The 22,104-nt window shown below is 47.5% G+C and carries 21 protein-coding genes, 1 tRNA gene, 1 pseudogene and 1 riboswitch; of the genes and pseudogenes, 15 read left to right on the plus strand and 8 right to left on the minus strand.

The window, feature by feature from the left end; translation table 11 throughout:
* Positions 1 to 214 precede the first annotated feature (214 nt).
* A tRNA-Arg gene (locus Q7P33_RS04790) sits at positions 215 to 291 on the minus strand.
* A gap of 98 nt (positions 292 to 389) precedes the next feature.
* Positions 390 to 1,256, minus strand: coding sequence for a hypothetical protein (locus tag Q7P33_RS04795; RefSeq protein ID WP_303867883.1), 867 nt, complete (start codon positions 1,254 to 1,256; stop codon positions 390 to 392).
* Positions 1,257 to 1,380: 124 nt separating this feature from the next.
* Between Q7P33_RS04795 and Q7P33_RS04800 the strand changes: the two genes are divergently transcribed.
* From Q7P33_RS04800 to Q7P33_RS04825, 6 genes are read left to right on the plus strand one after another with little or no spacing between them, the layout of a single operon-like run.
* Positions 1,381 to 2,133 carry a hypothetical protein gene (locus Q7P33_RS04800; RefSeq protein ID WP_303867885.1) on the plus strand — a complete coding sequence of 251 codons (753 nt, stop codon included), beginning with the start codon at positions 1,381 to 1,383 and terminating at the stop codon, positions 2,131 to 2,133.
* Positions 2,126 to 2,317 (plus strand): hypothetical protein, encoded by a 192-nt coding sequence (locus Q7P33_RS04805; RefSeq protein WP_303867887.1) that lies wholly within the window; start codon positions 2,126 to 2,128, stop codon positions 2,315 to 2,317. Before Q7P33_RS04800 ends, Q7P33_RS04805 begins: the two co-directional genes overlap by 8 nt.
* A gap of 9 nt (positions 2,318 to 2,326) precedes the next feature.
* Positions 2,327 to 3,010 (plus strand): Ig-like domain-containing protein, encoded by a 684-nt coding sequence (locus Q7P33_RS04810; RefSeq protein ID WP_303867889.1) that lies wholly within the window; start codon positions 2,327 to 2,329, stop codon positions 3,008 to 3,010.
* The gene (locus Q7P33_RS04815; RefSeq protein ID WP_303867890.1) at positions 3,011 to 4,024 is read left to right on the plus strand and encodes an iron ABC transporter permease; all 1,014 of its coding nucleotides are present in this window, start codon (positions 3,011 to 3,013) and stop codon (positions 4,022 to 4,024) included.
* Between the two features lie 5 nt (positions 4,025 to 4,029).
* A complete protein-coding gene (locus Q7P33_RS04820) occupies positions 4,030 to 4,833 on the plus strand; it encodes an ABC transporter ATP-binding protein (protein ID WP_303867892.1) in 804 nt (267 codons plus the stop codon).
* 35 nt (positions 4,834 to 4,868) lie between these two features.
* Positions 4,869 to 5,951 (plus strand): ABC transporter substrate-binding protein, encoded by a 1,083-nt coding sequence (locus Q7P33_RS04825; protein ID WP_303867894.1) that lies wholly within the window; start codon positions 4,869 to 4,871, stop codon positions 5,949 to 5,951.
* Positions 5,952 to 6,013: 62 nt separating this feature from the next.
* Here Q7P33_RS04825 and Q7P33_RS04830 read toward each other — a convergent pair whose 3' ends face one another.
* Positions 6,014 to 6,736 carry a gamma-glutamyl-gamma-aminobutyrate hydrolase family protein gene (locus tag Q7P33_RS04830; protein WP_303867896.1) on the minus strand — a complete coding sequence of 241 codons (723 nt, stop codon included), beginning with the start codon at positions 6,734 to 6,736 and terminating at the stop codon, positions 6,014 to 6,016.
* A 214-nt stretch (positions 6,737 to 6,950) separates the two neighbouring features.
* Between Q7P33_RS04830 and Q7P33_RS04835 the strand changes: the two genes are divergently transcribed.
* The gene (locus tag Q7P33_RS04835; protein ID WP_303867898.1) at positions 6,951 to 7,664 is read left to right on the plus strand and encodes a hypothetical protein; all 714 of its coding nucleotides are present in this window, start codon (positions 6,951 to 6,953) and stop codon (positions 7,662 to 7,664) included.
* 53 nt (positions 7,665 to 7,717) lie between these two features.
* On the opposite strand, the gene Q7P33_RS04840 is transcribed toward Q7P33_RS04835, so the two are convergent.
* A complete protein-coding gene (locus Q7P33_RS04840) occupies positions 7,718 to 8,335 on the minus strand; it encodes an NUDIX hydrolase (RefSeq protein ID WP_303867900.1) in 618 nt (205 codons plus the stop codon).
* A gap of 164 nt (positions 8,336 to 8,499) precedes the next feature.
* Between Q7P33_RS04840 and Q7P33_RS04845 the strand changes: the two genes are divergently transcribed.
* Entirely contained in the window at positions 8,500 to 8,886 is a 387-nt protein-coding gene (locus Q7P33_RS04845; protein ID WP_070372740.1) for a desulfoferrodoxin family protein, read from the plus strand.
* Positions 8,887 to 8,954: 68 nt separating this feature from the next.
* On the opposite strand, the gene Q7P33_RS04850 is transcribed toward Q7P33_RS04845, so the two are convergent.
* The gene (locus Q7P33_RS04850) at positions 8,955 to 9,689 is read right to left on the minus strand and encodes a glycoside hydrolase family 25 protein (RefSeq protein WP_303867909.1); all 735 of its coding nucleotides are present in this window, start codon (positions 9,687 to 9,689) and stop codon (positions 8,955 to 8,957) included.
* Between the two features lie 232 nt (positions 9,690 to 9,921).
* Here Q7P33_RS04850 and larE point away from each other — a divergent pair, with 232 nt between their 5' ends.
* Entirely contained in the window at positions 9,922 to 10,737 is an 816-nt protein-coding gene (gene larE / locus Q7P33_RS04855; RefSeq protein ID WP_303867911.1) for an ATP-dependent sacrificial sulfur transferase LarE, read from the plus strand.
* On the opposite strand, the pseudogene Q7P33_RS04860 reads toward larE, so the two are convergent.
* The 3 genes and pseudogenes from Q7P33_RS04860 to Q7P33_RS04870 all read right to left on the minus strand — a co-directional run bounded on the left by Q7P33_RS04860 (position 10,734) and on the right by Q7P33_RS04870 (position 13,915).
* Positions 10,734 to 12,364, minus strand: a pseudogene (locus Q7P33_RS04860) (ABC transporter ATP-binding protein). The gene larE and the pseudogene Q7P33_RS04860 sit on opposite strands and share 4 nt — an antisense overlap.
* 138 nt (positions 12,365 to 12,502) lie before the next feature.
* Entirely contained in the window at positions 12,503 to 13,444 is a 942-nt protein-coding gene (locus Q7P33_RS04865; protein ID WP_303867913.1) for an SPFH domain-containing protein, read from the minus strand.
* Between the two features lie 15 nt (positions 13,445 to 13,459).
* On the minus strand, positions 13,460 to 13,915 hold the full coding sequence (locus tag Q7P33_RS04870) for an NfeD family protein (RefSeq protein ID WP_303867915.1): 456 nt from the start codon (positions 13,913 to 13,915) through the stop codon (positions 13,460 to 13,462).
* A gap of 142 nt (positions 13,916 to 14,057) precedes the next feature.
* Positions 14,058 to 14,239: riboswitch (cobalamin riboswitch) on the plus strand.
* A 92-nt stretch (positions 14,240 to 14,331) separates the two neighbouring features.
* On the opposite strand from Q7P33_RS04870, the gene thiC reads away from it, so the two are divergent.
* From thiC to Q7P33_RS04900, 6 genes are all read left to right on the plus strand, one after another.
* The gene (thiC, locus tag Q7P33_RS04875; protein ID WP_303867917.1) at positions 14,332 to 15,633 is read left to right on the plus strand and encodes a phosphomethylpyrimidine synthase ThiC; all 1,302 of its coding nucleotides are present in this window, start codon (positions 14,332 to 14,334) and stop codon (positions 15,631 to 15,633) included.
* A 2-nt stretch (positions 15,634 to 15,635) separates the two neighbouring features.
* Entirely contained in the window at positions 15,636 to 16,919 is a 1,284-nt protein-coding gene (gene bzaB / locus Q7P33_RS04880; protein WP_303867919.1) for a B12 lower ligand biosynthesis ThiC-like protein BzaB, read from the plus strand.
* A 206-nt stretch (positions 16,920 to 17,125) separates the two neighbouring features.
* On the plus strand, positions 17,126 to 18,214 hold the full coding sequence (gene cobT / locus Q7P33_RS04885; protein ID WP_303867922.1) for a nicotinate-nucleotide--dimethylbenzimidazole phosphoribosyltransferase: 1,089 nt from the start codon (positions 17,126 to 17,128) through the stop codon (positions 18,212 to 18,214).
* Complete coding sequence (locus Q7P33_RS04890) at positions 18,195 to 19,247, plus strand: class I SAM-dependent methyltransferase (protein ID WP_303867924.1); 1,053 nt, start codon at positions 18,195 to 18,197, stop codon at positions 19,245 to 19,247. The genes cobT and Q7P33_RS04890 overlap by 20 nt, the downstream gene beginning before the upstream one ends.
* A gap of 33 nt (positions 19,248 to 19,280) precedes the next feature.
* Positions 19,281 to 20,609, plus strand: a complete 1,329-nt coding sequence (gene bzaD / locus Q7P33_RS04895) for a B12 lower ligand biosynthesis radical SAM protein BzaD (RefSeq protein ID WP_303867927.1) — start codon at positions 19,281 to 19,283, stop codon at positions 20,607 to 20,609.
* Positions 20,606 to 22,090, plus strand: coding sequence for a radical SAM protein (locus Q7P33_RS04900; protein ID WP_303867929.1), 1,485 nt, complete (start codon positions 20,606 to 20,608; stop codon positions 22,088 to 22,090). The genes bzaD and Q7P33_RS04900 overlap by 4 nt, the downstream gene beginning before the upstream one ends.
* Positions 22,091 to 22,104: the final 14 nt, after the last annotated feature.

Here is a 22,104-nt window from a genome sequence, read left to right on the forward strand (position 1 = left end):
TGCTAATGGGTAATTTTTACCGTTTATTTTGGGAAGTTTCAAAACGATATTGACATGTACATCATAAATAATCAGTGGTGCAACAATTTAAAAAACGATTTTGCATATCCGCCTTCTATTTGCATCAATTAAAAAAGATACACCTTCTATATCGGTTAAAATATAAAAAATCCCATCCACAAGAAACTTGCGAATGGGATACCACTGCGATTTATGGCGTGCCCTGAGGGATTCGAACCCCCGACCTTCCGGTTCGTAGCCGAACGCTCTATCCAGCTGAGCCAAGGGCACGCATATCGTGACCTAGGATACTTCCGTTGGCCACGGAAGTTATTATAGCATATTCAAATCCAGAATAAAAGTCTTTTTTTGAAAATTTTGTATGTTTTTCACAAATCATGGTGATGTTTGTGTTCGTAATGTTCCTGTTCCTCTAAAATCTCCGCCGCAGTTTTGCGACGGGGCATAAATCGCTTGGCAAAGTTCCCCTTGCTTCGGTTTTTAATATAAAAATAGCCAATGATTGAAAAGATCACCGCCCCGATAAAGTTAACAAACAGGTCATTCATGGTATCATACAAACCGATATCGATATAGCCACCGTAATTCCAAGGCACCCCATTAACCACTATGCTATCGATGGGCATCACGACAGCCACATTTTTTCCCTCGGGATTAAAGATCACCGAACTGATCACCGTCTGGATTGAGTCCTTCTGCATATCCGTTTTGAAAAACATATCCATCCCAAATTCAAAGAACTCCCAGACTACCCCCACTGTCATTGAAAAGCAAAAGGCCACCAGGGCTACAAAAGCTGGCGACAACGAAAAGGTTACTTTTTCGTTACGGTTAAGGATATCAATCATCGAGAAACCGATGGCTGCGCAAAGAAAGCCGTTGATTGTATGAAGCATATCATCCCAGCGGTCAAAAACCAGATAATACTCGTTAATTTCCCCAAGGATTTCAGCGCCGAAAATAAATAACAGCACAATAATCTCCAATGTGCCAGGTAAGACGATATTCAACCGCTTGTTGAGAAAATTGGGGATCATAAATAAAACCAGGGTCAACAAACAAAGAAAGACATTATTGTAATTTCGGTTAAAAATCTCAGCGATTAAAACAATCACCACCAAAATTCGCAGCGAAATATAAACAAAGGCCTTGATTTTATTATCTCTGGCTTCTTCCCAAAAATCTTGGAGATGCTCAAGTAGCCACGTTTTTTTATCAATTTTCGTTTTCGACATCGCATTTTTCTTCCAATTTCTTAATGATTTTATTATTATACCATCATTGTCAGACAGTTTACAATTATAATCACTTCACTTATAATGACTATATTCGACAAACTAAACCAAGGAGTTTTCCGTTATGAAATTTTACCTTTGCATTGACGACACCGACAACCTCGATTCCATCGGCACCGGAACCATCGCCGAACAGATTCAGGAAAAAATTATCAACCGGGGATACGGGCCCTGTTCCCTGGTGTCCCGGCACCAGCTCTTTATCCATGAGGACATACCCTATACCTCCCATAACAGCTCAATGTGTTTTTGCGGCGAAGCCCCCGATGGCACCCTTAATACAATCATCGAATTGGCTACCAATCATCTCGATACCGTTGCCGCAGTCGGTTCTGACCCCGGTCTATGCGTGCTGGCCTATGATGACCGTTGTCACTATGACGAACTGATGGAGTTTGGTATTCAGGCCAAGAAAAAAATCCTGACTAAGGATGATGCCATGGCCTGCGCCCGTGATCATCAGATCCATTTATCCGAACATGGTGGTACCGGTCAGGGGATTATCGGCGCCTTGGCCGGAGTTGGACTGCGCTTATTCGGCTGTGACGGAGAAATCAAAGGAGCTCTCAAAAATGCCGTGATCAACCAAAACTATACCGTTGCGGATCTCAAAAACCTCCCTGAAGTCGAACAGGTTCTCGATCTGACCAGTAAGGAACCACTAGCCGATACGACCCTGATCCGCTTGGGCAATCGCTCCAAAACAGTGCTTTACCACCATCAGTATGTCCTGTTTGTCAGAAGAGACGAAAACCAACAGTATACCTCTCTTCCCAAAGCTGAAATCCGCCAACTGGGAGAGCATTTCTATGTCTGATCAGCATCAACTTCCGATGGAAGCCTGGGAACAGGCACAAACCTTGGCAATAAACTGTCCAGAATTTAAGCCCGATGTGGAAGAAGAATGGCTGGCCGAAGAAAGCGTCTCCTGCTATAATTGCCGCTACCGGCGCTTGGTTGGTGGCGGAATCCGTTGTATGAAATCTTTATTTAATTTTTAGGAGGAAAATATGAAACCAAAAAACTTTTCAAAGACAATTGTATCCTTACTGTTAATCAGCCTGTTGGCCTTTGGATGCTGCGGTAGTATCATGGCAGCCGGCGGTAATGGCTCCGGTGGTGGCAATGGCGATGGTTCCGGTGGTGGCAGCGGGTCTGCTACTGAAACCACCACGGCACCAGGTAGCGGTGACGGCACTGGCGGTGGTAGTGCCGAACCGCTGACTATCGTCACTGCCACCCCGGCCGACAAATCCACTGAGGTCGCTGTTGATACGCCAATCAAACTGGAATTTAGTAAAAACGTCGCTTATGCCACCGTCCGGGATGCCAACCTCAAAGCTGTCAGCCTCTGGATCGGAGATCAGCCGGTGGCAGCCGAAATCACCATGGCGGATGACCAATTGGAACCGGATCTTAGAAACTTCATCAACATCGTTCCCAGCGACCCGCTTAAAGAGGGCTCTATTTATACGATCAAGGTTGACACCACCCTGAGTTCCAAAAGTGGTGATGTCCTGACAACGCCCATCACGTTAACCTTTACCACCGCCGGAACAAACGAAGCTGCCAGCCAAGCCACCTCGGAGACCGCAAATAGTGATTCCGGTCTAAACACCAACGGGATTATCATTGGCTTGATGGCGATTGCAATTGTCGTGGGAATTGTCATCATCCGACGTAAAAAAGCCTAAATGTCACCGCAAAAAAAAACGCTTGTCACCATCATCCTGATTTTCCTGCCACTGTTCTTTTTCTTTGGCACCCTTTGCATCGGTCGTTACTATGTATCTTTAAACGATGTGCTGATAACCCTATGGCAGGGGCTCACCGGCACCCGTAGTGGGGTCAGTGCTGAAACTGCTACAGTGATCCTACAAATTCGTTTGCCTCGGGCCTTTCAGGGTGCCATGGTGGGGGCGGCTCTGGGAGCCAGCGGAGCCGCCTTTCAGAGCCTCTTTCGCAATCCTCTGGTTTCCAGCGGTATTCTTGGGGTTTCGGCTGGCGCTGGCTTTGGTGCTGCTTTAGCGATTGTGCTGTTCAACTCAATTTTTTTAACACCCGTGTTCGCTTTCAGCTTTGGAATTTTGGCAGTAATTCTCAGCTACTTTGCCGGGAAAATCGACAACACTTCCACCACCATCACCCTGGTACTGGGCGGTACCATTATTCAATCGATTTTTTCGGCGCTGATCTCCCTACTCAAATACCTGGCCGATACCGCCACTCAACTGCCAGCCATCACTTTCTGGTTGATGGGCAGTCTGGCCTCCACTAAAACTGCTGATGTCTTTTTGGCCCTGTTCCCAATGGCTCTGGGGATGGCTGGTATGCTGATTCTACGCTACCGCCTCAATGTCCTGTCGATGGGTGATCGTGAAGCCCGTACCCTGGGGATCAATGTGCTGGCCAATAAAGCTGCTATTATCGCCTTTGCTACCCTGGCCACCGCCGGAGCCGTCTGCGTCAGCGGCATCGTCGGCTGGATCGGGCTAATTATTCCCCATGTGGGTCGGATGCTGGTGGGTAATGACAATAAGTGGCTGGTACCAGCCAGCATGTCGCTGGGAGCCTGTTTTGTTATTTTCTGCGACACCCTCTGCCGCAGCTTAACCGGCGGCGAAATCCCGCTGGGAATTGTCACCGCCCTGATTGGCGGTCCCTTTTTTATTTATCTGCTAAAAAAAACCAAAGGAAGGAGCTGGTAACAACCGTGTTGCGTTTAAACAACCTGAGCTTTGGCTACACCCCCAAGCGGCTTATTTTTGAGAATATCAGCTTTGTGGTTCAACCCGGAGAAGTCTTCTGTGTGATCGGCCCCAATGGCTGTGGCAAATCCACTCTGATTGACAGTATCCTGGGGATCAATCAGCCGCAACAAGGAACCATTGAAATCGGCGGGACCAGTCTTACCCAGTTGAAACCTCGGGAATTTGCCCAGAATATCGCTTACGTGCCCCAGAGTCACACCAAAACCTTTCCCTATACCGTACTGGACATTGTGGTCATGGGTCGCACCGCCGCCACCCGAGGCTTTGGCGCACCGGATACAAGCCAGCGACAGCGGGCTCGAGATAGCCTTGAACAAGTGGGTCTCAAGGGTTTTGAGGAACGGCTTTACACCGAACTCAGCGGCGGCGAACTGCAACTGGTGCTAATTGCCCGGGCCCTAACCCAGGACGCCCGCATCATGGTACTGGACGAACCCACTGCTCACCTTGATTTTCGTCATGAGTTGATGGTAATGGAAATCATTACCTGGCTGGTCAAGGAACGGGGCCTGACCATTATCATGGCCACCCACTTTCTCAACCAGGCCTTCTATCTGGAAAATGCATCGGTACCCACCCGAGTGGCGCTGATGAACGAGGGTAGAATCAAAGCCATCGGCCCTCCCTCGACGGTGATTACCAGCGATAACCTCAAAGACGTCTTTAAAATCATCGCCACCACGGGTACCACCGATGAGGCCGGAATTCATCGGAAATTTATCGTACCACTAAAAAATATCCGCTGATTGACTTAACTGATTTATCCAGAAAGGATCACTCCATGCTCAAAAGAAATTGCTTTCTCTTTGGCACCCTGCTACTCATCGGATTGCTGCTAAGCACCCTGACCGGCTGCCAGATCCAGAACCAAACCACAACAGTACCAACCAAAACAATTGTCGATTGTCTAAATCGGGAGGTAGAAATTCCGGCAGATCCCCAGCGGGTTGCCTGTCTCTACGCCTCTACCGCCCACATCATGACGATGCTGGGCCAAGAAGCGAAGATCGTCGGCATTCCCAACGGTATCAAGCGAGATGTACTGATGTCCTATAAACGGCCAGATATTGGTTCGCTATCGGTTCCCTTTAACGATGGTGCCATCAATATTGAAGAACTCCTGGCCACCAACACTGACCTGGTGCTACTGCGCAAAAGCACTGCCGAAAATGCCGGAGAAATCGAAAAAATCGATAAGGCCGGAATTCCCTGGGTCGTCATTGATTATGCCAGCCTGGATGAGCTCCAAAAGGCCATCACAGTGACCGGTACCGTTTTTAATCAGAAACAACGGGCCACCGATTACAATGCCGCCCTCGAGCAAACCTTGACGCTGATTTCCCAGCGGGTCAGTAGCCTGCCGGAATCTGCCCGCCCCCGGGTTTACCATGCTGTCAACGAAGCTGCCCGAACTGATCTGGCTGGCGATCTCTGTAGCCAAATTACTGATGCTGCCGGGATCATCAATGTCTCAACTCAAGGTGGCAGTCTGATCACTGATGCCGAAAAAACGATGACCACCTTGGAGCAAATCTACAGCTGGAATCCCGACGCCATCATTGCCAATGACATCAATGCTACTAATTATATGCTCAGCGATCCCAAATGGTCAGGTTTAAGAGCCGTTGCCGAGCAAAGAGTCACCACCCTTCCGGTTGGTGTCACCCGTTGGGGTCACCCTGGTTCGATGGAACCCCACATGGCGGCGTTATTTATCGCTATGACCTTTTATCCCGAGCTATTTGCCGATGTTGATTTAAACCAAACCGTCAAAGACCACTATCAGCAATGGTTTGAGCTTACTTTGACCGATGCCGACGTATCTGCAATCCTATCTGGTGAGGGGATGCGGTTGGCTAAATAAAGTTATTCTTTACTCAGATAAAAAAGGAATCCCGGTTGCATAAAGCAACCGGGATTCCTTTTTTAGTCTCGGCAGGCAGCGATAAAAGCCTGCAGAACGCTCAACGTATTTTCATCATCCCGCCATAAAAACTCGGGATGCCATTGCACTGCCAAACCGAAAGCAAGACCCTCGATTTCCACCGCCTCCACCAGGCCATCCTTGCTATACGCTACAGCGGTCAATTGAGGTGCTAAGCGGGCAATCGCCTGATGATGCATACTATTGACCCGGATCATTTCCATCCCAATGATTTCATACAGCCGGGATTTTTTATTGACACTAACCTCATGAACTGGAAATTCAAAATTATTTTGTTGAAAATGCTGGATCGGTAATTCCCGGTTGACCTGCTTATTGATATCCTGGTAGAGTGTTCCTCCCAATGCAACGTTTAATAATTGAAGTCCCCGACAGACGCCAAAAATCGGCTTATCCCGATCCATTACTGCCCGTATCAATCGTAATTCCAACTGATCACGGGGTGGATAGATTTCATTGCTGTATTTTAGCAAAGCTTCGCCATAGTGCTGCGGATCGACATCCTGACCCCCACTAAAAACAAAGCCGTCCAATCGGTCGGCAATCGCTTCAATGTCCTCGTCGTTATTCAAAATTGACAGAATCACCGGAATTCCGCCGGCAGCAATTATTCCCTCGGGATATCCCGGATACATCCAAATGCTTTTTTTATTGCTGTCATATAAAGGTAAAATTCCAATTAAAGGTTTTTTTTCTACACTCATTTTCGTTTCCTCGTTTCTTACACCTGGTTAAAGCTCGGGCAAAATGAAAATTATAACCCGTTCCGACAACCTCAACCATTGATACTATTTTAAACGAAAAGCATCATAATCACAAGGAAAGTTTGATTCTTGGACATAATTGTGACTAAAGTGTGATTGCTATTGTACCAAAAGTGTTATAAAATATACTTAACTTTGAAACAGGAGCGACGGCATGTCAAAAAAAAGATTCTTATCTATCGTAATAATTTCCCTGATTGTTTTCCTATTTGCCGGTTGTGACAAAGATGACGGCACTACCGCCTATCTCACCTTGATGACGGTTCCCACATCAGCGACCATTCCCAATGGACTGCATCTTGACTCGATTTTAAGCATTACTAATCCCATCCCGGATGATCCCAATGGCGCTACGACCACTGTTCAGTTTGGTGTTTTTGGTTATACCAATACCGCCGGGGAACCGGTTTACTATGTTTACGGCAAAAAAGAATCGATCTCCGATGACCAGTCTCATTTACTGGAGGAAGGTTTTTATCAAATGGATTACTGGGTTGATGAACAAAACGTTTATCTGGCCTTGAAAAATAGCAGTTCTCCGCTGACCAAGGTAGACAAAGGGAACGGAATTCCCACCAATTACGATGGCGAACTCCCCTTTGGATTCTATACCCCAGTGGAAAACAAGGATGGTTTTTACACCTTTGTCGATGCCAACGGCGTAACTCAATACCGCGTATATGCCACCTTCCTGAATAAGAACGGAAATTTCTTCCCGGCCTCAGAAGACGGCCAAATGATTGCCGGTGCCTTACCCATTAATAAATCAACTGAAGAAACGTTGCAGGCTCAGGGACAGAGCGCTGTTTCCAAAATGATCACAACCCCGATTACCTGTACCAACATACCAACCACATATGTTGTATGAGCTAACCCACAAAAACCAGCCACTTGGCAGTTTTTGTGGGTTTTTATTTAGCTTTAATCGTACACCGGGTGATAGTCAGGATTTTGGTGTGCTTTAAAAAACAGGGCCAACTGTGCTTCGGTGGTTCGCCCCAGCGACAGTGGTGGTAGCTGATCCATCGCAAAGAAGCCACTCTCGATGGTTTCAGCATTACACTTAAAGTCTCCCTCCAGTAATTCACACAGCATCAAGATCTTATAAATCGTATAAGGACAGGTATCCTGTACCCATTTACTGCGATCCAGCAGCCCCACCAGTCGGGTTGGCTTAACCAACACGCCGGCTTCTTCAAAAGCTTCTTTAATTACATTTTCCTGAGGTGTCCGGTTGACGTCAGCCCAGCCCCCTGGCAAAGACCAACGGCCATCAATCTTTTCCCGAACCAACAAGATCTTATTGTCAACAATCACGCCACCCCGAACGTCGACCTTGGGTGTTAAATAGCCGTCTTCCCTGATATAGTATTCTTTGATCACCTCATGGGAGACCTCGGTATGTTTTTCGATGATTTCTCGAGACAACTTTTCAATTTCACGATAGCGAACCAGATCATAATCGTTTTTGCAGTAAGTCAACCCCGACTGAGAGATTGATTGTAATTCTCTTGCCCATAAAAGCCATTGTTTTTCCATCTTTCTTCTCGAAGCAACGCTTCGCTCCTTTCAAAATCAACAATTTTGTCTTCACTTTTTAGAATCCTATGTTATAATATAGATAAGAATTAATCTAATCTGTTTATTTCTTTATTTTGGGGGAATATAACAAAAGAGATTAATATTGACTTAGGAGGTCTATTATGTGTAAAGAACCAAAATTTTTCGTCTGTAAACATTGTGGGAATTTTGTAGGAATGATTCATGAATCAGGTGCTCAAATGATTTGCTGTGGCGATCCCATGACTGAAGTTGTGCCCAATACGACTGATGCCGCTCAGGAAAAACACGTTCCCGTCATCACCGTAAATGGCAATACTGTCACCGTTGATATTGGTAGCGTTCCCCATCCAATGACGCCTGAACACCATATCGCCTGGGTCTATCTTGAAACCACCGAAGGTGGCCAGCGAAAATGTCTGGCCGAAACTGGCGCTCCCAAAGCCGAATTTGCTCTAACTCCTGGGGATAAAGTCATTGCAGCCTATGAATATTGTAACCTTCATGGTTTATGGAAAGCAAGTTTATAATTAAACACCTCTTTTGAAAATTATTCAGTAACCAAAAAAGCTGCCATTATGGCAGCTTTTTTAAATTGTCAGAAGAATTCTTCAATAAATTCAGCGTAAGTGCCGTTGTAAAGGTTCATGTCAATAAACGTTTCATCTCCATCATAACCGTCCATCATGCCCCGGTGGCTATATTGCCAGAAGGTGAAGGTTTCGCCGTTTGGTAACGTTTCGGGCCAGGCATTATCCAGATCGACAATCCAGATTGGATAGTCCTTATAGTCAGATCCAATATACATTTTAAAAATGCGCTGGGTGGTGTAAATAATGGGTTTTACCCCATAGTGATCTTCCAGTTCTTTTAGGAATTCATCAAGGATAACCTTGACCTGTTCTTTTGGTAAGGCATTGTCTTCATAAATTCCATACAATTCCAAATCAACAACCGGTGGCAGGTTCCGATCAGAAACCGGTACATTCGCAATAAAGTTTTGTGCTTGGGCTTTACCCGTCGTATCATAATTTAAGAAATGATATGCCCCCACCTTAAGGGCCGTTTTCTGACTCGCTTCCCAGTTCGTTTTAAATTTTGTGTCCACATAATCATCACCTTCAGTGGCTTTGATGAAGGCGAAATCAATATTCTGATCAGCCAGTAGTTCCCAATCAATATCGCCCTGGTAGGCGGACAGATCCACCCCTTTGACCAGATGATCCTCACTTTTGGTCTGATTAAATGTATGGGTTACCCCATATATAATTAACACGATGATAAATAAAACTCCAATTCCCACCCCGAGTGAGATGGCTTTTTTAACGGACATTCCAAATTCCCCCTATTCTTTAATGTAAACCTGGTAATAACGATTTGCTTCGCTGGCGGTTTGTGAAAGCCAACATCAAAGCAAATTTTTTCAATGTTTATGAATTACGCAATTACTTATTTAGTGTAAACATTATAACAAAATATTTACTGGCGGGGAACCCTCTTAAGGAGTTATAATATAGCCATTATCCGAATCAAAGAATTCAAATTGATACATGCAAGGAGATACCATGAAGATAAATACCACCCTAACCCCGGTTCTTACCGAAAAACTGGCTACTTTGAGAGATAATATCAAACGTTTTCCCAAAGTCAGCGTTGCCTTTTCCGGTGGTGTCGACAGTACCCTGCTGCTGCAGGTGGCGGTTTCTGTGCTGGGAGATGCTGTATTGCCCATTACCGTTAACGGCGCGATGCTACCCCGATCAGAATTTGCCGAAGCCCAAGCTTTAGCAAAAAAAATCGGGGCGATCCCCCTAGTGATTGAAGCGGATGTCTTTTCATTGGAAAATTTTGTCAAGAACCCGGCTGATCGCTGTTATCACTGCAAAAAATTTATTTTTACCCAGATCAAAGATGCTGCTCGAGCCAATGGTTACGAGGTCATTCTGGACGGCTCCAATCTTGATGACATGAAAGACTACCGTCCCGGGATTAAAGCCCTCGGTGAGCTGGGGGTTTTTAGCCCATTAAAAGAATCAGGACTGACGAAACAGGATATCCGGGATCTCTCTGCTTATTACGGCTTGCCCACAGCAACCAAACCGGCGATGGCCTGCCTGGCCACCCGGATTCCCACCAACACCCCGATTACTCCGGCCGCTCTGACGGCCATCGAAGCCGGGGAGGATTTTCTCAAATCCCTGGGCTTAAGCCAATACCGGCTGCGACTACTGGGCGATACCGCTAAAATCGAATGCGACCCTGGTGATTTTACCGCCATCATCGACAACCGGCTGTCCCTGATTGCCACCCTGAAAAGCCTCGGCCTCAAAACCATCACTCTGGATCTGGCCGGCTACAACTGCGGCAATATGAACGGCTAAAACTCTTCGCTTAACTCATCCAGCTCGCGATACATCTGGTAGAGGTCATAATAGACACCTTCTTCCCGAAGCAATTCTTCGTGGGAACCTTTTTCGACAATCCCATCTTCAGTCAGTACTAGAATTGAATCGGCATTTTTGATCGTGGTCAGGCGGTGGGCAATGGTAAAGCTCGTTCGACCTCGAGTCAGCTCTTTTAGGGATTCCTGAACAATCCGTTCGCTTTCATTATCCAACGCTGAAGTGGCCTCATCAAGAATCAGAATCGGCGGATTTTTCAAGAATACCCGGGCAATACTGATTCGCTGCTTCTGACCGCCTGAAAGTTTGATCCCCCGTTCGCCGATATAGGTATCGTAACCCCGGGGCAGCTTCTCAATAAACGAATGGACCCCAGCGTGTTTGGCCGCCTGAATGACGCTTTTGCGGTCGGCATCATTCCGACCATAGCTGATATTCTCATAAACCGTGCCCGAAAAAAGATAAACATCCTGCTGAACAACCCCCACCTGGGTTCGCAGCGAATGGAGGGTCCGACAATGGCAATGTTCTGTCCCGCCTTCACCTCAATATCAATATGAGACAGCACCGCATCACCACCATCGTTGTATTGAAAGCAAACATCTTCAAAGCGGATATCACCCACCACGTCGGTAAGTTCCACCTCATTAGCCTGATTTTCAAATTCGGTTGGTTCATCAAGAATTTCGATAAAGCGCTCAAATCCAGTCATCCCCCGTTGAAACTGCTCGGCAAACTCAACAATCCGACGGATCGAAGCAAGCAACGTCGTGACATACATCAGATAGGCCACATAGTCCCCAGGATTGATAGCACCCTTGATCATGAAAATCCCCCCACAGACCATCACCAGCAGGTACATCAACCCATCAAAGAGCCGGGTCGTAGTCTGGAATCCCGCAAAATAGCGATAGGTTTTCTTTTTTATTTCCAGAAACTGATTGTTTCCCGCTTCAAACTTGAGCTCTTCAATATTTTCATTAGCAAAAGACTTAACCACCCGAATCCCCAACAGATTGTCTTCCACTTGGGCATTAATCTCCCCAGTCTGCACCCGGGAGCGCTTCATCTCCCGGCGCATCCGTTTCCGAAAAAAAGTAGTGGTTAAAAACATCACCGGTAGGGCCATAAAAATAATTATTGTCAGCCAGATATTAACCGAACTCAGAATCGCAAATGATATTCCGATTTTTAAAGCGGCAATAAAAAACTCCTCCGGACAATGATGGGCGAATTCGGTGACATCAAAAAGATCCGAGGTCATCCGGGACATCAGCTGACCGATTTTCGTGTCACTGTAAAACGAAAAAGATAACTTCTGCAGATGGGAAAAAAGATCCCGACGCATATCGGTTTCAATCCTTGCCCCCATCACATGACCGATATCGGCCATAAAATAATTGGCTACCGCATCAATGAGCCGCAATACCAGATATAACAGTCCCAGTTTTAAGACAACCTCCACCGTCAGACTGGTCAGATCATTGATCGCTGCATTGGTGATAAACCGCACAATTAAAGGCAGTACCAGATCACAGACGGTCGTCAGGGTTGCGCAAAATAAATCCAATAACAGAATCCACTTGTATTTTTGATAATAAGGCATAAAACGTTTGATGAGCTGCGTGTTCGTGATTCCCAAAAATATTCCTTCTTTCTTAATTGGTGTATTGAAAAACTTAGGGCAATTGAGAAGTGGCTAGCCATTTCTCAATTGCCCATTCATGGTCGTTTATAAATTACTCTACTGACTAACTTTCGTCTGATCCTTCATAATTTCACTGAGGGATGTGGCCAGACCAGCCAAACTCTGAATTTCAGATGGTATAATGATCTTGGTGGCTTTGCCATCGGCTACCTTTTCAAAGGTTGATAAGCTTTTTAACGCAATCACCGACTGGATTGGATCAGCAGCGTTTAACATTTTGACCCCATTGGCAACGGCTTCCTGAACCGTGATAATCGCTTCAGCTTCCCCTTCTGCCCGTCTGATCTGGGCTTCCCGATCTGCTTCAGCGCTAAGAATAGCCGCCGCTTTCAAACCTTCTGCCTGCAATATGGCTGCAGATTTTTCACCTTCTGCCACCAGAATAGCGCTGGCTTTTTCCCCTTCGGCCTGAAGAATTTTCTCGCGTCGTTCCCGCTCAGCCTTCATCTGCCGTTCCATCGCATTTTGGATCGCTTCTGGCGGCATAATATTTTTAAGCTCCACCCGATTGATTTTAATCCCCCAGGGATCGGTGGCTTCATCGAGAATCACCCGCATCTTGGTATTAATGACATCTCGTGAAGTGAGCGTCGCATCGAGTTCCATATCCCCGATGATATTACGGAGGGTTGTCGCCGTCAAGTTTTCAATCGCCTTCATGGGATTATCCACCCCATACATATAGAATTTGGGATCGGTTACCTGTAAATAAATAACCGTGTCAATTTGCATCGTGACGTTATCTTTCGTGATAACCGGCTGTGGTGGAAAATCGGCTACCCGCTCTTTTAAACTGATTCGCTTGGAAATCCGGTCAATAATTGGTATTGCAATATGAAATCCGGTCTCCCAGGTTGAATGGTAAGCCCCGAGTCGTTCAACTACATAGGCATTGGCCTGCGGAACAATCTTGGCATTGACAATGATCACAACAATAAAAATGATAAAGATGATACCTAAAATAATAAGTCCATACATGTTTTTTTCCTCCTTTTATTTTGAACTAGTTTCTTTCTCAACCGTCCGAACCATGGCCTTAACGCCTTCGATTCCCACAACCGTCACTTCAGCGCCAATCGGAATAACAGCCTCACCATCAACATTTCGGGCAGACCAGGACTTTCCGTCTATTTTGACCGCTCCCTGGCCTTTGAGGTTATTGATTTCTTCTTCAACAATTCCCCGGTTTTTTAGGATCCTGTCAGCATTGGTCGCCATTGTTTTAGGATCCAGATGTTTCTTTAAAAACGGCTTTGTCCCCAATAGTAAACCAATGGAAACAACAAAAAAAACAATCATTTGCACCCATAAAGCGGCCCCAAAATAAGCGGCAACTAAAGCCACCAAAGATCCTACACAAAACCAGATTGAAACCAGCGCTCCAGCTGTCACCAGTTCTGCTATCAGAAAAACGATAAACAAAATCAACCAGATAAAAACAAAATTCATCCTCTCACCTCCCTCATTCATTTGGTTTATTATAACATAGTTTGATTCTTTTTTTATTTTTTTCATCTCAACTATCCAAATCATTTTTTTAATTTTTTTCTTGCACATTTATTTTTTAGTGTGTATAATCAAAAACAAGTAAATCGAAAAGCGAGCATATGGTGCCTTAGCAACAAGGAGAATAGGGAATCAGGTGAGAGTCCTGAACGAACCCATCACTGTAAGGGCGGAGCAAACCACAAAGACCACTGTTTTATAATGGGAAGGTGTGGCATAGCGCTAAAACCCCGAGTCAGGAGACCTGCCTATGATCGATCCTGAATGAACGAAGGTAAAGTTCATGGCGGTTATTTTTATAATAACCACTGTGGACTTTTTTATTTGCCAAAATTCCAACAATCATTCAGGAGGAAACAATGACAATTCTGGAAAAAGCACGGGCGGGTGAAGTCACCGCCGAAATGATTTATGTGGCCGAAAAAGAAGGGCTCGATCCCGAGCTGATTCGCCAGGGAGTGGCCACTGGTGAAATCGTTATTCTTAAAAGCACCCGCCCCAATATCAACCCGGTGGCAGTCGGTAAAGGACTGTTTACCAAGGTATCGGCCAGTGTCGGGATGTATGAAGTCGATGATACTATCGCCAGTGAAATGGCTAAAATTGACCAGGCGATCAAGGCCAAAGCCGATACCCTGATGGACTTAAGTGTTCGGGGCCCGATAGACGAAATGCGCGAAAGTGTTTTATCTACCGTGGATCGGCCGGTGGGTACCCTGCCCCTGTATCAGACCCTGGCCATGGCTCAGGAAAAATACGGTACCGCTTTAGATATGACCGCCGACGACATGTTTGCAATGATGGAAAAACAGGCTGCCGAGGGCGTCAGTTTTTTAGCCCTGCACTGCGGCACCACCATGGACGTGATCAATCGTGCTAAAGATGAAGGACGGATTGACCCTCTGGTCAGTTATGGAGGCTCCCATCTGATCGGCTGGATGGTGCATAATCAGTGTGAAAATCCTTTTTTTGTCCAATACGATCGGGTTCTGGAAATCTGCAAAAAATATGATGTTGTCCTGAGCTTTGCCGATGGCATGCGTCCCGGCTGCATCGCTGATTCGTTAGATGGCGCTCAAGTTCATGAATTGGTGATCCTTGGCGGGCTAGTTAAAAAAGCCCGGGCGGCTGGAGTTCAGGTGATGGTTAAAGGTCCTGGTCACGTACCACTGGATCAGATCCAAACAACAGTCCAACTGCAAAAACAATTATGCGATGGCGCACCCTACTTTGTCTTTGGCTGTCTACCCACCGATTCCGGGGCTGGGATGGATCATGTCACTGGCGCCATTGGCGGAGCGATTGCTGCCTATTATGGTGCGGACTTTCTCTGCTATGTGACTCCGGCCGAACACATCGGTATGCCCAGTGCCGACGATGTTTATCTGGGCGTGATGGCCAGCCGTATTGCTGCCCATGCTGGTGATGTCGGCAAAGGTCATCCGGCGGCGATTGCCTGGGATCTGGAAATGTCCCATGCCCGCCGGGAACTTAACTGGGGCCGACAGATGGAACTGGCCATTGACACCGAGACGGCGACACAGGTCTGGAAGGATCGCAGCACCAACTTCGAATCCGAGTGCAGCATGTGCGGTGACTTCTGTGCCATGAAAATTGTCGGCAAGTATTTACGGGATGAAAACCAGGAAGTGAGGAACTAACGATGACCCAAATGTTAAAAGCCCGGGCAGGTAAAATTACCGAAGAAATGGAAATGGTGGCGAGAAACGAAGGCTTCACCCCGGAATTTATCCGCGATGGAGTGGCCGCTGGCCGGATTGTCATTCCAAAAAACAAATTGCGCAACCGTTCAAAAATCTGTGGTATCGGTGGCGGTCTGGATGTCAAAGTCAATGGCCTGATGGGCACCTCAGGCGACCGCGATGATATGGAAATGGAAGTCAAAAAACTAAAAATTATCGAAGACGCCGGTGCTCACGGCTTTATGGATTTAAGCATGGGTGCTGATATCGACACGATGCGAACCTTGAGTTTAACCAATTCCAACATTGCCGCCGGCTGTGTTCCGGTGTATCAGGCGGCCAAGGAAGCGGCTGAAAAACGGGGCTTGATGATCAATATGACCGCCGACGACTTGTTTGAAGTGGTGGAAAAACAGTGCCAGGCCGGGATGGATTTTATGGCCGTGCACTCGGCCTTAAATATGGATCTTCTCAAAATATTGAAAAAAACCGGTCGGGTGGCCGATATCTGCAGCCGGGGCGGTTCGCTGCTGACTGGCTGGATGTTCCATAATGATAAAGAAAACCCACTTTATGAACAGTTTGACCGGTTGCTGGAAATTCTTAAAGCCACCGATACGGTCTTAAGCATCGGCGATGCGATTCGGCCCGGCGCCAACGCCGACTCCCTCGATCAGGCCCATCTGCGGGGCCTGATGGTCGCTGGCGAACTGACCAAGCGGGCCCTGGCCGCCGGCGTTCAGGTGATGGTCGAAGGGCCTGGCCATGTCCCCTTAAACCATATTTCTGCTGCGATGCTGCTGCAAAAACGGCTTTGCTATGATGTCCCCTACTATATTCTGGGCTTCCTGGCCACTGATGTGGCTCCCGGTTATGACAACATCTCCGGTGCCATCGGCGGGGCCTTTGCCGGTATGCACGGGGCTGATTTTCTTTGTTATCTGACGCCGGCCGAACATCTGGGTCTGCCCACTGAAGATGATGTCCGGATCGGCGTTGAAACCACCCGGATCGCCGCCAATGCCGCCAATGTTTTAAAACGTGGTAAAGCCGCCTGGAACCGCGATCTGGCGATGTCCCGGGCTCGAGTTGCCCGCAATCAGGAAGAACAGATCAAAAACGCCATTAACCAGGCAAATCTGATTGCCGCCCTGGCAGCCCAAACGCCATCCCACGGCTGCGCCGTTTGCGCCGACAGCAAATGTCCAGCCGATGTGGCAGCTGAATTTTTCGGAATCGCATAAACCACCCGGGTGCGGGCGAACACAGTTCGCCTCTACGAACGGATATATCACTATGTTGCTAAAAGTGATGTCTCATTATTGTTTATCAGATTGTTAGTGCACTAAAGACACCGCACCCGATTTAAATCATCAGACTGTAGGGACGGTCCGTGACCTCCCGAAAACCGTTGCATTATAATTAATATCATAGAGAAGGGATAAGTACCATGATCAAAACCAAATATTCTTTAAAACACGTCATCGATAACACCGAACCAGCTGATCCCAAGTGGCAGCAGGCGGCCCGGGATCATATTGAACAATTGGCCATTCCACCCTGGAGTCTCGGTCAGCTACTGGTCGTAGCTGAACAACTGGCCGGGATTCAGCGGACCATCCGCCCCAACGTTGATAAAAAAATGGTCATCACCATGGCCGGAGATCACGGCGTTGTGGCTGAAGGCGTTTCCGCCTTTCCCCAGGAGGTTACCCCCCAGATGGTACAAAACTTTGTCAAAGGCGGTGCTGGCATTAACATTCTGGCCAAAGCCTCTGGAGCCGAAGTGATTGTCGTCGACATGGGTGTCGCCGTGGATATGCCCGAGCTGGTTAAGCAAGGTGCGATCATCGACTGCAAAATCGCTCATGGCACCAAGAATTTTTACCACGAACCGGCAATGACACGGGAGCAAGCCATCGCCGCTCTGGAAGCCGGAATCAACGTGGCTACGCAGGTCATTGAAGAGCAGGGAATTAACCTTTTGGCCACCGGCGATATGGGTATCGGCAACACCACGCCCAGTGCTGCAATCCTGGCCGTCATGGCCGAGTATCCGGTTTCATCCGTCACCGGCCGAGGCACCGGGATTGATAACGCCGCTCTGATTAATAAGATCAAAGTGATCCGGGAATCGATTAACCGCCATCAGCCCGACAAAACCGACCCCATCGATGTCCTCGCCAAAGTCGGCGGCTTCGAGATTGCCGGGATTGCCGGAGTGATTCTGGGTGCCGCCTTCAAACAGGTACCAGTCCTGGTGGACGGCTTTATTTCCACCGCTGGCGCACTGATTGCCAAGGCCCTCTGCCCTCAGGCGCTGGATTACATGATCCCCTCCCATCAGAGTGAAGAACCGGGTCATCAGCTGATGTGGCAGGCCCTGGGGCTCAGACCGCTGCTTAACCTTAATTTCCGCCTGGGTGAAGGCACCGGGGCAGCGGTAGCCATGCATCTGGTGGAATCTTCTGCCCGGGTGATTGGTGATGTCTTAACCTTTGCCGATGCCGGAGTAACCAATGGTCATGAAGGGATATGATCCTAAGACCAACGGCGGTCAGTATCTGGAAGACCTGGCCACGGCCTACTGGGTTTCCGATGCCCTGTTCACGGCGCTGGAAATGGATCTTTTTCAGACCATCGATGATTTCGGAATCCGGGGTGCCAGTCTCGCTGAGCTCGCCCCCAAACTTGGCGCCAACGAAAGCGCCCTGGAACGATACCTGGCACTTTTAAAAAGCCTTGGCTTGCTGGGACAACACCAAAATATTTACTATAACCAATTGATTACCAAAGAATATCTACTGAAAGATAACCCTCTTTATCAGGGTGACTCAATTCTGTGGCGAAAAAACCTGCGCGATGACTGGAATACCCTCAAAGCCTCGCTGTCTGCCGGCGGTCGGGTTAATTTTTTACCGGAAGATATCAGCGAGGCTGAACTGAACCGGCGCCGGGCCAACTATATCCGGGCTATGGACAATGTCGCCAAACTTAAAGCCCGGGATTGTACCGCCTTTTTTACAGAACTAAGCGGTGCTATTCTGGATGTGGGAACCGGTTCCGGGGCCATGGCGCTGGCCTTTTTGGATGCTTTCCCGGATACCGAAGCAACCCTGTTAGATATCAAACAGATGCTGCCCCAGACTCAAAAACTTGTTGAGCCCACCACTTTTTCTGATCGGGTTTGCTATCATGCCACCAATATTCTGGAACCAGAATGGGGACTTACTCAGAAATATCAGCTGATTATTCTTTCAAATATTGTTCATGCCTACGCCGAAACTGAAAATGAGCAGGTCTTAAAAACCGCAGCCAACCACTTGAGCGATGACGGTATCATGCTGATTCATGATTTTTTTAATGAACACCACCCTGTCAAAGCACATCTAAGCGATATCAACATGTTTTTAAACACCTACAACGGCAAAGTTTTTTCCGGAGCCTGGGTGATTGCTGAATTGGAAAAGCACGATTTGGTCACCTCACCATTGCTACCACTAACTACTGACACGGCCCTGATCTTTGCCGCCCGATCCCAGTCGGCACTGGATCACCTTTGTTCTAACTAATTATTACCCTAATCCTCAAACCAAGGAGAACTCATGAAAATACTTTTCATCCAGGCCCTTTCAATGGAGGGCATCGACATCGAGCGGGTTTATCCGATTGGAATCGTCGTTTTAGCCTCCCAGGTTGAACGCTGTACCGATCACGTGCTAACGCTTTTTGACATGAATATGGCCCTCGATCCCTATGGGGATCTGCGGCAGCAGCTGGATCGCGTACAGCCGGATGTAGTCTGTCTCTCTTTGCGTAACATCGATCCTTTGGGCAATAAAACCTCATCGCTGATTCCCGGCTTTGCCGTAACCCTGGCGGTGATTAAACGCTACGCACCCACTGCCAGAATCTTAGCAGGTGGTACTGGTTTTTCGTTGTTCCCGGAACGCCTGATGCAGGACTACCCGGAAATTGATTTCGGAGTTACTGGTGAAGCCGAAAATATCATCGTCCCGTTACTTAATAACCTTAACAATCCGCCCCGGCTACCCGGGCTTTGCTATCGAGAAAAGGAAGCGGTGATCGTTGTCCCACCAGTCGGCGATTATGATATGACGGATTATCTGATGCCCAACCGCAATCTACTGGATCCCCGACCCTACCTCACCGTTAACAAATATGTCGAAAGTGTTGGCGTGGAAACCAAACGGGGCTGCTGTTTTTGCTGCGGCTATTGTTCCTATCCGCTGCTGCAGGGTACGAAAATGCGCTGCCGCACGCCCGTAGCGGTGGTTGACGAAATCCAGTTTCTTTATGAAACTTACGGTGTCACCCGAATTCACTTCACCGATTCAGTGGTTAATATTCCTGTCGATCATCTTGATTCGATCTGTGCCGAAATTATCCGGCGGGGTCTCCCGATCAACTGGAGCGGCTTTTTCCGGGAGAACCTGTTAACCGAGGAAAACGTCGCCCTCTATACCCAATCCGGCTGTGAATGTTTTTCCCTGTCCCCCGATGGCCTCAGCCAGACTGCGCTGGATGCTCTGGATAAAAACATGAAGGTTCAGGATATTCTGGATGCCGCCCAGGTTCTGGCGAGCAGCGGCGTCGTCACCGTTTATCATTTTTTGGTCAATACACCTGGCGATACTGCTGCCACCCAGCAAGAAGCTAAAGAACTGATCGATTCGATTTATAAAATCCATCACGCTTCCAAAACCCTGGGTACCATCGTCCTTAATAATATTCGGATTTTACCAGGCACCAGGGTAGCGCAACAGGCCCTCGATCTCGGCGTAATCACTCCAGAAACCGATCTGCTCTACCCTACTTACTACAATCCGGCACCCTATGACCGGGCCCGGTATGAACTGGAAATCTATCACACTAAAAAAAATATCTTTATGTGGCAGGAGGTCACCTCATGAACGTCATCCTACTCGAACATCCCCGTTCCATCAGCGCTGATCGCTGTAATGATATCGCCAATGCCCCCCTGTCCGCCTGTCTCAACACCGGCTACATCGGCGGCATGCTAGCTGCGAACAATATTCCCATAACCATTGTGGATGCCTATCTCGAACATCTGGATTATCCGGCCATTGAAGCACAAATTGCAGCCCAACTACCGACAATTTTAGGGATTCATCTGGTGTATCATTGGAAGGACAATCAGACCCTGTACCAGTTTATCGAACACGTCAAACAGACCTATGGCATTGCCCATATTTGTGTCTATGGTTTTTATCCAACCTTTGCCTATGAAGAAATCCTTAACCGCTGCCCGGCCATTGATTCCGCCGTGTTGGGAGAAGCGGAACTGACCTTTTTAACGCTGGCCAAAAACTATCCCGCCATTCCTGATTCGGGAATGGCCATCCGCAGCGTAAACGGCATTGTCGCCACCCGGGGCGAGGTGGTTATCGATATCGATGCCTTGCCTTTTCCCCTGCGTAGCGTGGGTTCCTATTCGTTTGGTGAGGTCAATATCTCCGGTAGCCGGGGCTGCTATGGTGGCTGTACATTCTGTTATATAAACCCTTACTATGGCGATACCAAACGAAAGTGGCGGGGTCGCAGTCCGGAAAATATCATCGCTGAAATCGATGCGGTGCTTAAAGAAACCGATATTCGTTACTTTTATTTTATGGATCCCAATTTCTACGGCCCGGGACGAGCTGGTAAAGAACGCGTTTTGAAGCTGGCCCGTCTCTTAAAAGAACGTCAGATCAATTTTGGGATTGAAGCCAGAGCCAACGATATCGAAGACGAAACCATCAAAGCTTTAGTAGATGCGGGTCTTAAACACATCCTGATCGGTTTGGAAAGCGGACGGGATGAAGCTCTTAAACGCCTGAATAAGCTGACGACCGTTGAAGATAATGAACAAGCCCTGCGAATTTTGCGAAAATACGGAATCGAACCCAGCGTCGGTTTTATTATGTTTGAGCCCGACTCGACTCTGGAAGATCTGAAAGTCAACTACGACTTTTTAATGCGAAACAACCTACTGGAAAAACTGGAGATCAGCGTCAATGTCCTCTATCATCACATGATTATTCTTCAGGGTAGCGCATCCTATAAAGCCCTGCAAGAGCAAGGGCGACTCAATATTTCACCGCACTCTACCTATGAGGCGGATACCGATTATCAAAACCCCCGGGTCGCAATGCTGTCCGGGATGATGCGGGACATGACGAATCATATTTTTTCTTATATGAAGGATACCTGGGAATTGAGCTTTAACAAAGATCCGGTGATCCTCGAAAAATACCGCCTGGTCAATCAACTACTGGTTCAAACCTTTGAAGATTATCTGTACCTGCTGATGCATCAACAACTCAGCAATGATCAGCGCAACAGCTTTGTGGACACTTTTATTGATACCGTTGACGGTATTATGGCCTGACATGAAAATACGCC

The organism is Acetobacterium wieringae, assembly GCF_026646375.1.
GTDB classification, from domain to species: Bacteria; Bacillota; Clostridia; order Eubacteriales; family Eubacteriaceae; genus Acetobacterium; species Acetobacterium wieringae_A.